This window comes from Myceligenerans halotolerans (assembly GCF_054782975.1).
Genome location: NZ_BAAGRL010000057.1, coordinates 125173 through 138104, shown reverse-complemented (window position 1 = coordinate 138104; position 12932 = coordinate 125173). Strand labels below are relative to the sequence as shown.

Below are 12932 nucleotides of genomic sequence, written 5' to 3'. Positions count from 1 at the left end.
GTGATGGGTCAGGGCACCGACAGATTCGCATCCGCGGCGACGAAGGCGGTGGCCCGTGCACTGGCCGCCGTCGTCGTGTGCGGCACGGCAGCAGGGGCGCTGACCGTGGCACCGGCCGCGGCGGTGGAGAGCGCGGCACAGGCCGCCTCGGCGGGCCCGGAAGGCGTGGCGGGTCCGGTGGGCGTCGCGGGCCTGGCGGGTGTGCCGGGTCCGACAGCCCCGGCAGGCGCGCCTCTGGCCGCATCGCAGGCAAGCACCAGGCTTCCGGCTCTGATCGCCGACGGCCTGGCGGAGGCGTCGCACAGCCGCTACGTGTACGACGGAGGCTCCCGGACCGTGAAGGCGACGGTCCGCACGACCATCCGGAACGCGAAGCCGGACCAGGGCCTCATGTACTTCTTCTGGAACTCCTACGGGATCCCGATCCCGAAGGGCGCCGAGAACGTCCGCGCGACGAGCGCCGGGCAGTCGCTGTCCGTGCGGTTCGAACCCACCGAGGACGAGTTCACGATCTGGGCGACGACGTCGTTCTCGAACCTGCGCTACGGACAGAGCCGGACGATCGACTGGAGCTACACGATCCCCGGCGATCCCATCCGCTCGAAGGGATACACCCGCGTCGGCAAGGGGTACGCCACCTTCGCGACGCAGGCGATCGGCGACCCGGGCTCGGTGAGCGTAGAGGTCGTCGCGCCCGAGGGCATGGAGTTCACCAGCCGGATCGCGGAGTTCAGCGAGAAGAAGGCCGACGGCAGGCGGACCTGGTCCACGAGCTCGGTGACGGACGAGTACGGCATCTGGTCCCCCGTCTCGCTGCACGACCCGGACCAGGCCGACACGACGAAGGCCGAGATCGGCGGCGAGGAACTGACCCTGCTCAGCTTCCCGGGCGACAAGAAGTGGACCAAGTTCGTCAAGAAGAGGCTCGACGACGGGCTGCCCGTCGTCGAGGAGATGGTGGGCCAGGAGTGGCCGGGTGGCCTGAAGAAGATCCGGGAGGACATCTCCACGGAGGTCATCGGGTTCGCCTGGTACGACACCCGGGCCGAGGAGATCGTCATCGGGGAGGACCTCGACGAACAGCTCTTCTACCACGAGCTGACGCACACCTGGGTGAACGGCGAGACCATGGAGGGCCGATGGCTCATCGAGGGTTTCACCGAGGCCATCGCGCGGCGGGTCGTCGAGGAGACCGGCGGAAAGCCCGAGCGGGACAAGGTCGCCCGCGACTCGGACGGCGCACTGGCGCTGAGCACCTGGCAACACCTCGCGGAGGGCTTCAGGGGCGCCGACGACGCCACGGAGAGCTATGCCTACTCGGCCGCTCCGGCGACGATCGAGAAGCTCGTGGCCGACCTCGACGACGAGGAGTTCACCGCCCTCGTGTCGGCCCTGCTGGAAGGCGAGTCCGCCTACGAGGCCCCGGGCGCCAAGCACATCGGCGACAAGGCCGACTGGCGGCGCCTGCTCGACCTGCTGGAGGACCGCGCCGGCGTCGAGGGCGCCCCGAAGACGCTCAAGACCTGGGTGCTCACCGACAAGGAGAAGAAGGAGCTGCCGAAGCGCGCGGAGGAGCGCGAGAAGTACTTCGCCCTCGACGAGGCCGACGGCGAGTGGCAGCCCCCGCAGGGCGTGCGCATCCGGATGACGGAGTGGGAGTTCGACCTCGCCGCCGAAGCGCGCAAGGAGATCGGTGACGAGGTCCCCGAGGCCGCCCGCCGCATCCAGGAGGCCGCCGCGGCCGCCGGGTTCCCCGCACCGTCCGACGCCCGCGAGGACTACGAGAAGGCCAGCACCGGCCTCCACTACGCCGACCTCGCCGAGATGATGCCCCGCGCCGCCGACGTGACCGAGCAGGTGAGCGACGTCGTGCAGCAGGTGGACGCGGAGCGCGACCCGGTCACGGAACTGGCCGAGCGGATGCTGCTCGTCGACGACGCCGCCGACAGCGCCGTGCACGACCTGGACGAGGGCAACCTCGACGAGGCGGCCGAGAGCGCCGACCGCACCGCCCAGCTCGTGGACCTCGCCCGGTGGGTCGGCATCCTGATGGTGGTCCTCGCGCTCGGCGCCGTGGCGCTCGTGGTCTGGCTGGTGATCCGTGCACGACGACGGCGCCGGGCGACTCCGGCGCTCGCGGCACCGGACGCGTCGGGGCTGCCGGAGCAGGCCGGGCAGTGGCTGTCCGACCAGGCTGCGCAGCAGGGCGCCGAGTCCGCACCGGCATCGGCGGAGCCGAACCCGGCGACGGACGAATCGGCGCGGCCGCTGCCGTCGCGCTCCGCAGCACAGCTTCCCCCGCCGGTGCTGCTGCCCCCGCCCACGGGCCCGTGGGACGACTCCGAGCCGGACGACTCCGGGGCGGGCGGTACCGCGCCGGGTGACGCCGCGCCGGGTGACGCCGCGCCGGAGGGCGCAGCCCCGGATGATTCGGCGCCCGGGGGTACCGAGTCGCCCGACAGCGGGCAGGTCGCGGAGCCGGACAGTCCCACGCCGGACGACATGGCGCCGGATGACACGACGTCAGAAGGGACCGACGACCGCGGACGGTGACGACCGGGGCGGGCATCCGGGGCGTCATGGCCGGCACGGCTAGGGAATAGCGGCCACGGGCCTAAAGTTGAGCCAGATGGACTCAACTTTGGGCCCGTCGGCTTGCCAGGCGGCGGCCGGGGATCTAAGTTGAGTGCAGCAGACTCAACCCGTGCGACGGCGGCTACCCCGGCCGCCGTCGGCCCCGCGAAGGAGAAGACATGTCCCGATCCGTCGGTATCGACCTGGGTACCACCAACTCGGTGGTCACCGTCCTGGAGGGCGGCGAGCCCACCGTCATCGCGAACGCGGAGGGCTCGCGCACGACGCCGTCCGTTGTCGCCTTCTCCAAGACCGGCGAGGTCCTGGTGGGCGAGGTTGCGAAGCGCCAGGCCGTCACCAACGTCGACCGCACCATCTCGTCCGTCAAGCGTCACATGGGCACGGACTGGACGCAGGACATCGATGACAAGACCTACACCGCGCAGGAGATCTCCGCCCGCATCCTGGGCAAGCTCAAGCGCGACGCGGAGGAGTACCTGGGCGAGCCCGTCACCGAGGCCGTCATCACGGTGCCGGCGTACTTCAACGACGCCGAGCGCCAGGCCACGAAGGACGCCGGGCAGATCGCGGGCCTGAAGGTGCAGCGCATCGTCAACGAGCCCACCGCGGCGGCCCTCGCGTACGGCCTGGACAAGGGCAAGGAGGACGAGCTGATCCTCGTGTTCGACCTGGGCGGCGGCACGTTCGACGTCTCCCTGCTCGAGGTCGGCAAGGACGAGGACGACTTCTCCACCATCCAGGTGCGCGCCACCTCCGGCGACAACCGCCTGGGCGGCGACGACTGGGACCAGCGCGTCGTCGAGCACCTGATCAAGCAGGTGAAGAACTCCGAGGGCGTCGACCTGTCCAAGGACAAGATCGCCCTGCAGCGCCTTCGCGAGGCCTCCGAGCAGGCGAAGAAGGAGCTCTCGTCCGCGACGAGCACCAACATCTCGATGCAGTACCTGTCGATGAGCGAGAACGGCCCCATCCACCTGGACGAGAAGCTCACGCGGGCGCAGTTCCAGCAGATGACGCAGGACCTCATCGACCGCACCAAGCAGCCCTTCCACGCCGTGATCCGCGACGCGGGCATCTCGGTGTCCGACATCGACCACGTCGTGCTCGTGGGCGGCTCCACGCGTATGCCGGCCGTGACCGAGGTCGTCAAGGAGCTCACCGGTGGCAAGGAGCCCAACAAGGGCGTGAACCCGGACGAGGTCGTGGCCGTCGGCGCCGCGCTGCAGGCCGGCGTCATCTCCGGTGACCGCAAGGACGTCCTGCTCATCGACGTGACCCCGCTGTCGCTCGGCATCGAGACCAAGGGCGGCGTCATGACGCGCCTCATCGAGCGCAACACCGCGATCCCGACCAAGCGCAGCGAGGTCTTCTCGACGGCGGACGACAACCAGCCGTCGGTGGCGATCCAGGTGTTCCAGGGCGAGCGCGAGTTCACCCGCGACAACAAGCCGCTGGGCGTCTTCGAGCTCACGGGCATCGCCCCGGCCCCCCGCGGCGTGCCGCAGATCGAGGTCACGTTCGACATCGACGCCAACGGCATCGTGCACGTGTCCGCGAAGGACCGCGGCACCGGCATGGAGCAGTCCATGAAGATCACCGGCGGTTCCGCCCTCCCCAAGGACGACATCGACCGCATGGTCAAGGACGCCGAGGCGCACGCCGAGGAGGACAAGAAGCGTCGCGAGGAGGCGGACACCCGCAACCAGGCCGAGGCCTTCGCCTACTCGATGGAGAAGCAGATCGCGGACAACCGCGACAAGCTCCCGGCCGACGTGGTCTCGGAGGTCGAGACGGACGTCGCCGCGGTGAAGACCGCCCTGGAGGGCGAGGACGCCGACGCCGTGAAGACCGCCTACGAGAAGCTGGGCGCGTCGTCCCAGAAGATCGGCCAGGCGCTCTCCGCGGCGGCCGAGTCCGAGGGCGGCCAGCCGGGCCCCGACGGCGCTCCGGCGAGCGGTGAGTCGAAGCCGGCGGCCGACGACGACGTCGTCGACGCCGAGATCGTGGACGACGAGAGCGACAAGAAGTGACCGAGCAGACGCCGCAGGACTCGCCGGGGCCCGAGAACTCGGGTGAGCGCCCGTTCGAGTTCACCGACAAGCGCAGGATCGACCCGGAGGCCGGTACGCCGCGGGAGCCGGACGTGAGCTCCCACGCTGCCGAAAGCGGTTCAGTCGAAGGCGGTTCCGCCGACAACGGGACCACCGGGGACGAGACCGTCGAGAACGAGGCCGACGTCGCCGACCCGCTGGAGGCGCTCGACTTCGAGCCGTCCGGCGAGGCCGGGGACGACGCCGCGGTGCTCGCCGCCAAGGCGGAGGCCGCGCAGCACCTCGACGCGCTCCAGCGCGAGCGCGCCAGCTTCACGAACTACCGCAACCGCGCCCTGCGTGATCAGGAGGTCGCGCGGGAGCGGGGCGTGCAGGACGTGCTGGCGGCGCTGCTTCCCGTGCTCGACGACGTCGAGCGGGCGAAGCAGCACGGCGAACTGAGCGGCCCGATGGCAGCCATCGCGGAGAAGCTCGACCAGTCGCTCGCCAAGTTCGGGATCGAGCGTTTCGGCCAGGTGGGTGAGGAGTTCGACCCGCAGGTGCATGATGCGCTCATGCACAACACCGATGCCGAGGCCACCATCACCACGGTGAACCTCGTCGTCGAGCCCGGGTACCGGATCGGCGAGAAGGTCGTACGCGCGGCGCGCGTCGGCGTCGTCGGCCCCGAGTGACTCCCAGGTGGTGGGGCCCCGGCGGCCCCACCACCGCCCGACCACCGCAGACGGAGGTGCCGTGACCGGTCAGGACTGGATGGAGAAGGACTTCTACGCCGAACTCGGCGTCCCCAAGGACGCCGACGACGCGGCGATCAAGAAGGCCTACCGGAAGCTGGCCCGGACGTACCACCCGGACCACAACCAGGGCGACGAGCGGGCCGAGGCCAGGTTCAAGGCGATCGGCGAGGCGTACGCCGTGCTGTCCGATCCCGAGCAGCGCCGGCAGTACGACGCGATCCGCGCCATGGCCGGGGGCGCACGGTTCTCCGCCGGCCCGGGTGGTGGCGGAGCGGGCGGCTTCGAGGACATCCTCGGGGCGATGTTCGGGGGCGGGGGTGCAGGCCCTCGCATGCGGTACTCGCAGACGGGTCCGGGTGCCGGCCAGGGCACCGCCGGTTTCGAGGACATCCTGGGCGGCATGTTCGGCGGTGCCGGCGGCGCGCCCGCGGGGTTCCGTGTGCCGGAACGCGGCATGGACGTGCAGGCTGCGACCACGCTGCCGTTCCGTGCGGCGCTGGAGGGCTCGACGGTCGACCTGACGGTCGACGGCCGGAAGCTCACGGCGCGGATTCCCGCCGGCGTCAACGACGGCCAGAAGATCCGGCTGCGAGGCAAGGGGCGGCCGGGCGCCGGAGGTGGTGAGCCGGGTGATCTCCTGATCACCGTGCACGTCACCGAGCACCCGGTGTTCACACTCGACGGCGCGAACGTGCGCCTGACGCTGCCGGTCACCTTCCCGGAGGCGACCCTGGGCGCCACGGTCGAGGTCCCGACGCCGTCGGGTGAGACGGTGAAGATGAAGCTGCCCGCCGGGACGCCGTCGGGCAAGGTGCTGCGGGCCAAGGGCCGCGGCGCGCGCACCGCGCGCGCAACGGGAGACCTGCTCGTGACCGTGCAGGTGGTGGTGCCGCAGAAGCTGAGCAAGAGCGCCAAGGACGCACTGGACGCGTTCGCGGCGGCGAGCGACGGCACCGACCCGCGTGCCGACCTGGCGGAGCGGGCGAAGGGGTAGGGGGTAGGCATGGCCGACGACGCACCGGTGTTCACCGTGTCCCAGGCCGCGGAGCTCGCGGGCATGCACCCCCAGACCCTGCGACAGTACGACCGGCTGGGACTGGTCGTGCCCCGTCGCACACGCGGGCGCGGCCGTCGCTACTCGCCGCGCGACGTCGCGCGGCTGCGACAGGTCCAGGAACTCGCCCAGGGCGAGGGCATCAACCTCGCCGGCATCAAGCGCATCCTCGATCTCGAGGCCCACGTGTCGATGCTGGAGGAGCGGCTCGAGGACGCGCTCGTGCAACTGCAGCAGACCGGGCGGGTCTTCGCCGCGGGAACGAGCGGGGATGTGGTGGTGGTGCCGCGCGGACGTCGCGTGCGGCGCGGCGAGATCCACGTCGAGGAGACCGTGGTGGAGCGCTCCGAGGGGGGCCGACGTGCGCGGACGTCCGGTGCGCTCGTGCTCTGGCGGCCGCACCGCGGCGACCGCGGCTGAGCGGCCGGAACTCTCGCCCGCGATTTTCCTGATGCCATTGTTTCCTAAATAACATTATCCGTTTCGGGGGCTCGGGTAATGTTCAGGCAAGCCTTTCCTGGCTATCGGATCCCGGGATCGTGGAATATGTTTGTCGGGTTACCACGGAACGCTCGGGGAACCGCCCCGGCGTGCCGTTCGTACCGGGGGAGTCAGACATGAGCACGTTGATGGAGATGCCCGAGGTCGCCGAATGCTCGGTCGAGGGCTGCGGATACAACCACGACCACGGCTGTCACGCCGGAGCGGTCACCATTGCCGGACATTCCGGTGACGCGGAGTGCGCGACATTCATCCCGCTGAGCACCAAGGGCGGCCTGGAGAAGGTCATCGCCCACGTGGGCGCCTGCCAGCGCGGGGAGTGCGTGCACAACGACCACCTGGAGTGCACCGCCGGTTCGATCCGTGTCGGGGCGGGCCCGGAGGACCCGAACCACGCGGACTGCCTCACGTTCGAGGCGAGCTGAGCCCATCGCGTGACGGGCGGGCAACCGTCCGCCGCGCGACGCCTCCGCGCGGGACGTCTCCGTCTCAGCGGCTCAGGTGCGAGAGCGCCATGAGTGCCGCCTCGTGGGTGTCCGGAAGCCGTTCCAGCCACACCCGGGTGGGGCGTCGCACCTCGGCGGTCAGGCCCAGCACCACGGCGTTGTGCTCGACGACACGACGCAGCGCCTGCCCGATGTCGGCCGTCGCCCTCCCGCGCTCGCACAGCACGGCGTAGGTGGCATCGGTGATCGCCGCCATGGGGTGCCCCTCGCCGAAGACCTGGTGCAGGGTGCGCCCGATGGCCGCCGAGCGCGCGAGGCGCTGCCAGGTGTCGAGATCGTCGATGCCGACGTCGAGCATCAGCAGGCAGTGCGTCGTGGTGACGTTCGTGCCGTCGCGTTGCGCGGCGCCGTAGGTCTCTCGCAGGCGTTCGGCGAGATACTCCCCGGTGGGCAGGCCGGTCGCGGGGTCGTGCGCTGTCACCTGGAGCGGGACGCGCTCGTTCGCCGCGGCCCAGCCGACGGCGGCGGCGCGCATGACATGGGGGGGAATCGCCAGCGCGGCGACCGTGAACAGCACGGTGACGTCGTCGAGCGTCTCGGCGATCCCGGCGCCGACGGCGGCGCGGGCAGCGCCGAGTCGCTCGGCCGGCCCCTCGACGGGCCGGCCCTCCGCCACCGCTTCCACGATTGCCTCGACCGCCGGGTGGTACCAGTCCCCAGGACGGATCCACACCGTGGCCAGGCTCTCGTCACGCCAGCGTTCACGCAGGCCACGGACAGGGTTCCGCGCCTTCTGCGGCAACTCGCTCATGATTGTTGGACCCCCACGGGGATACATCATGACGCATATTTCGGCCGGTGAGACCACCCCCGGCACAATTTCATCCGTGGTTTCACCCTCCCCCGTTCCGCATCAATGGGCCTATAGTCTGATCCGTCAAGTGTGTTCAGGGGCCGGTGATCGACCACGCCGGACGGGCACAGGGCAGAGGGCGACGAGGTTGGCAACGTGACGCAAGTGGATCGCGGCGCTGGAGAAGCGCCGAGCGACGCCGAGTTGATCCTCCAGGTCAGGTCAGGGGACCGGGAGGCGTTCGGCGCGCTCTACACGCGTCATGCGGCGGCCGCGCGAGCCCTGGCCCGGCAGTACGTGAAGCCCGGTGACGCCGAGGACGTGGTCGCCGATGCCTTCGGGAAGCTGTACGAGATGCTCCGCCGCGGCGCCGGCCCGGACAGCGGGTTCCGCACCTACCTCTACACCGTGGTGCGGCACCGCGCGTACGACGTCTCCCGCGGGGCGAACCGGATGCGCCCCACCGAGGACGCGGAGATCGAGGCCGCGCTCGGCCGGGTCGCCTCGTCCGAGGATCCCGCCCTGCGGGGTTTCGAGCGCTCCGTGGTCTCGCGTGCGTACTTCGGCCTTCCCGAGCGCTGGCGGGAGGTGCTGTGGTACTGCCTGGTCGACGACCTCAAGCCCGCGCAGGTCGCGCCCGTCCTGGGTCTCACCCCGAACGGCGTGTCCGCGCTCCTGTACCGGGCCAAGGACGCCCTGCGTGACGGCTACCTGCAGCAGCATCTGACGCACGCGCCGTCGGACACCTGCCGTGCGGTGAACCCCCATCTCGGCGGGTACGTCCGCGACAGCCTGTCGCGCCGGGAGAAGGCGCGGATCGAGGGACACCTGTCCACGTGCGGCACGTGCAGCGCACTCGTCCTGGAGCTGGCGGATGTCGCGCACGGCATGAAGTGCGTGGTCGCGCCGCTCGTGCTGGGAGCGGCGGGGCTGGCGCTGGTCGGATCGGCGATCCCCGTGGGCGCGAGCCTCGCCGCCGCCGTCAAGGCGGCCTCGGCCGGCGGCTTCACCGGCGCTTCGGCCGGTGGCGGAGCCGCGGGCGGCGTCGGCAGCGCGGCCGCCGGGGGTTCCGGCGTAGGCGTCGGGGCGACCGCGACGGGCGCGGCCACGACGACAGCGGCGGGCGCGGGGACGACGACGGCTGTCGGGTCCACGACCTCCGGCGCGGCCGTCACGGCGGGAGCGTCGGCCACGGGCACCGCGGCCGGTGTCAGCGGTGCGACGGCGGGGGCGACCGCCGTCGGCGTGGTCGGGGCCGGCAGCGCCGCCGCCTCGGGCGGTGCGAGCGCGGCCGCGGCGATCACCGTCGCGACGGTCGGTGTGGTCGCCGCGCTGCAGATGATGGGCTCCCACGCCGACGCGGAGCAGGACGGGCCGCCGGCGGCGGTGGCGTCGCCCGAGGCATCGGCGTCCTCCTGGCCGGCGGCGAGCGCGGACACGTCCCTCACGGCGGAGGAGAACACCGCGGATCCGGCCAACCTGCTTCCGCTCGTCGAGGACCTCTCGCTCTCCTTCGCCGGTGGCGACTCGCCGCTGGAGCCACGACGGGCGCAGGACCTCGTGCTCACACTCGAGAACCGTGGCGGCGCCGACGTCACCGGGACCACCCTGCGCCTGACGCTCCCCGACGGCATGACGATGGCCGCCCAGGACTCGCCGTCGGGCACGGCCGTCGGAAGGCCGATCGTCGTCCTGGACGGCGAGGTCTCCGACGACACACCGTCCGGCGTGGACGGCGCCGGGAAGGACGTCGGCGACAGGATCGACGGCGCCGACGACGGAAACGGCGACGACAAGCTCCGCAGGCCGACCGCCGAGCCCGACCCGTCGCCCGGAGAGGACACCGGGTCCGGGACGGACGGCGACGAGAAGGACGGCACCGCGAGCCCCGCACCCTCGGTGGAGCCGACGACACCCGTGCGGACCGTCTGCACGCCGGGTTCCGAGCCCGGTGTGGTGCTGTGCGACGTCGGGACCCTCGGTGCTGGTGTGACGCACGAGGTCCAGGTCACGGTGCGTGCGCGAAACGGCGGCAGCTACCCGATCCGGGCCGAGCTCCAGGCGGACGACATCGAAGCGACCTCGGTCGAGCTCCCCGACCGGCGGGTCACGTCGTTCGGGCCGGAACTCACGGCGCAGGCCGCCGCCACCGGGCTCGCATCGCCCGGCCGCGGAGTCCTTCCCGTGCGGATCGGGAACACCGGCGACGAGGACGCCGCGTCCGGCTGGTCGATGGCGGTGAAGCTGCCCGACGGCGTCCGCCCGGCCGCCGAGCAGGAGGCGCTCACCTGTACGGCCGTCGAGCCGCGGACGTGGTCCTGCGTGGCCGGGGAACCGTTCGGAATCGCCCCCGGGCACTGGCGTGATCTGCCGCTCGCCATCGTCGCCCTCCCGAACGCCGTGGACGGTGCCGCGCGCGTCGAGGGAACGGCGCGAGTCGTACCGTCGGGCGCACGCCACGCGCAGGACTCCCGGGCCCAGGTCACCGTGACGTCGGCGTGGGCGGGCGCCACGCACGGCGTCGGAGCGCTCACGGCGAAGTGCGTCGAGTCCGGCGGGGTGGACGAAGCAGAGGCCGAGATCGCCGGGACCTACACGAACACGACGCCCGGGACGGTGCTCGTGGCGTTCGAAGGGGCGGGCGCCACCGTCGCCCACCCGGCCCCGCTCGCACCCGGTCAGAGCGTGACGCTCCGGCGCGACGAGGGGATCCGCGCTCCCGGGGGATCGGCCACCTGGATCCTCAGCCGGACGATCGAGGGCACGGTGTACGAGCACCGCGTGCCCGCGGGCGAGCTGCCCGTCGCGGACTGCTACGACCCCGACTGGGAGACGACGGCGCAGGCCGAGACCGTGAACGCCGACGGCAGGGTCGGCGTCCTGGGCACGCTCGCGAACACGTCGGACGAGGCCATGACCGTGAAGATGGTCGTGCAGGCGAGCTCCGGCCGGCTCGTCTCGGACGTGCGGACCGTGCCGGCCGGCGGCCGCGACACGTTCACGGTGGCCACGGAGCACAAGCAACTGCCCGCAGGGGCGGTGACGTTCCGGCTGGCCCGCTGGACGTTCGACAAGGACGGCGATCCGCCCGCCCACCCGGCGAAGCCCCAGGCCGAGCCGAAGGCCGCGTACGGGCCTGCGGTGATCGCACCGTCGTACACCGGGCAGCACACGATGGGCGCTCGGTGCACCTACGACGCCGAGCGCGGCGCCTCGATCGGGACGTTCCACGTCCCGGTCGACAACACCTCCTCGACGCTGCCCGTGACCCTCGAGCTGGGCGACGCGAGGCACACGGTGGCGGCCGGTGAGACCGGCACCGTGGTGGCACAGGTGCCGTGGGGTACCGGGAAGCTGCCGCTGCTGTCGGGTGACGAGCCACTGGCCGAGATCGACGTACATTTCCATTCCTGCGCCCATCTCGGCTGGCCCGAGGACTCGGTCGAGGCGCACCTCGAGGCGCAGTGCGTGGACGGCCGGGAACAGGTGGTGGCCGACGTGCGGAACACGAGCGGGGTCACCTGGACGGGCAGCCTCGTGGGGAGATACTCCGGACGGAGCGGCGGCGAGGCCGAGGTGCCCGCGGGAGGAGCGGTCACGCTCGTCCTGCCCCGTTTGGACGCGCCGGGCCCCGACTCGCAGGTGCTCGTGCGGCTCAGCCGCGAGTTCGAGGGCGCCGTGCGCACGGTCGAGCGGTCCTACGACGTGGCGTGGATCGCCTGCGAGCCCGCTGAGGAGAGCTGCCAGGACGGATCGGACGCGCCGAACTGGCTCGCCGCACTGTTCGGCCACCGATGCCCGGACGACGGCGGGTACACCGGTGACGAGCAGATCGGGCAGGCCGAGTTCCCGCCCGGGTTCTGGGGCCGGGACCACGGAGCCTGACCGGGAGCCCGCGCGGAGCTCCCGGACGCGCCGTCAGACCACGCCGTACAGCCGGTCCCCGGCGTCCCCGAGCCCGGGCACGATGTAGGCCTTCTCGTTGAGGCGCTCGTCGACGGCGGCGACGACGATCTCCAGGTCGACCCGGCCGCCCGAGTGCTCATCGACGAGCTTGAGCCCCTCGGGCGCCGCGAGCAGGCAGACCGCCGTGACCTCGCGCGCGCCGCGCGCGAAGACGTAGTCGATCGCCGCGACGAGCGTGCCGCCCGTGGCCAGCATCGGGTCGAGCAGGAAGACGTGGCGCCCGGTGAGGTCGTCGGGCAGGCGGTTGGCGTACGTGACGGCCTGCAGCGTCTCCTCGTCGCGCATCATCCCGAGGAAGCCGACCTCCGCCGTCGGCAGCAGGCGGGTCATGCCGTCGAGCATGCCGAGCCCGGCGCGCAGGATCGGCACCACGAGCGGCGCGGGGGAGGCGAGCGTGGTCCCGGTCATCGACGTCACCGGGGTCCTGATCTCTTTGGGCTCGGTCGCGATGCCGCGGGTGGCCTCGTAGGCGAGCAGGGTGACGAGCTCGTCCACCAGAAGACGGAACGTGGCGGACGGCGTGGTCTCGTCCCGCAGGGTGGTGAGCTTGTGGTCCACCAGCGGGTGATCGGCAACGTGCAGGCGCATGAGGCCACCGTACCGGCCGGCAGAGCCGCGCGGGCGGGCGCTGCCGTCGTGAGCGTCACCCCAGCACGCGCCTCGCGGCGTTGTCGTCACTCGAATGGGGCTCCGCCCGTCCTTCGCTCCTCCGCCTTGCGATGCACGCAC

At 71.8% G+C, this 12932-nt stretch carries 9 protein-coding genes; 7 read left to right on the top strand and 2 right to left on the bottom strand.

The genetic code is table 11. The annotated features are described in order from the left end of the window. The first annotated feature begins 48 nt into the window (after positions 1 to 48). From ACYVK5_RS24585 to ACYVK5_RS24560, 6 genes are all read left to right on the top strand, one after another. Positions 49 to 2553 carry a collagen-like triple helix repeat-containing protein gene (locus tag ACYVK5_RS24585; RefSeq protein WP_460708658.1) on the top strand — a complete coding sequence of 835 codons (2505 nt, stop codon included), beginning with the start codon at positions 49 to 51 and terminating at the stop codon, positions 2551 to 2553. 200 nt (positions 2554 to 2753) lie between these two features. Then, a complete protein-coding gene (gene dnaK, locus ACYVK5_RS24580) occupies positions 2754 to 4625 on the top strand; it encodes a molecular chaperone DnaK (protein ID WP_460708656.1) in 1872 nt (623 codons plus the stop codon). After that, a complete protein-coding gene (grpE, locus tag ACYVK5_RS24575) occupies positions 4622 to 5320 on the top strand; it encodes a nucleotide exchange factor GrpE (RefSeq protein WP_460708654.1) in 699 nt (232 codons plus the stop codon). Before dnaK ends, grpE begins: the two co-directional genes overlap by 4 nt. A gap of 61 nt (positions 5321 to 5381) precedes the next feature. Then, a complete protein-coding gene (locus ACYVK5_RS24570; RefSeq protein ID WP_460708652.1) occupies positions 5382 to 6377 on the top strand; it encodes a DnaJ C-terminal domain-containing protein in 996 nt (331 codons plus the stop codon). 9 nt (positions 6378 to 6386) lie between these two features. Then, the gene (locus ACYVK5_RS24565) at positions 6387 to 6857 is read left to right on the top strand and encodes a heat shock protein transcriptional repressor HspR (RefSeq protein WP_460708650.1); all 471 of its coding nucleotides are present in this window, start codon (positions 6387 to 6389) and stop codon (positions 6855 to 6857) included. Positions 6858 to 7054: 197 nt separating this feature from the next. Then, complete coding sequence (locus ACYVK5_RS24560; protein ID WP_460708648.1) at positions 7055 to 7363, top strand: DUF1540 domain-containing protein; 309 nt, start codon at positions 7055 to 7057, stop codon at positions 7361 to 7363. Positions 7364 to 7427: 64 nt separating this feature from the next. On the opposite strand, the gene ACYVK5_RS24555 is transcribed toward ACYVK5_RS24560, so the two are convergent. Further along, on the bottom strand, positions 7428 to 8195 hold the full coding sequence (locus ACYVK5_RS24555; protein WP_460708646.1) for a hypothetical protein: 768 nt from the start codon (positions 8193 to 8195) through the stop codon (positions 7428 to 7430). A gap of 198 nt (positions 8196 to 8393) precedes the next feature. On the opposite strand from ACYVK5_RS24555, the gene ACYVK5_RS24550 reads away from it, so the two are divergent. After that, positions 8394 to 12122 carry a sigma-70 family RNA polymerase sigma factor gene (locus ACYVK5_RS24550; RefSeq protein ID WP_460708644.1) on the top strand — a complete coding sequence of 1243 codons (3729 nt, stop codon included), beginning with the start codon at positions 8394 to 8396 and terminating at the stop codon, positions 12120 to 12122. A gap of 33 nt (positions 12123 to 12155) precedes the next feature. Here ACYVK5_RS24550 and upp read toward each other — a convergent pair whose 3' ends face one another. Then, on the bottom strand, positions 12156 to 12791 hold the full coding sequence (gene upp / locus ACYVK5_RS24545; RefSeq protein WP_460708642.1) for a uracil phosphoribosyltransferase: 636 nt from the start codon (positions 12789 to 12791) through the stop codon (positions 12156 to 12158). Positions 12792 to 12932: the final 141 nt, after the last annotated feature.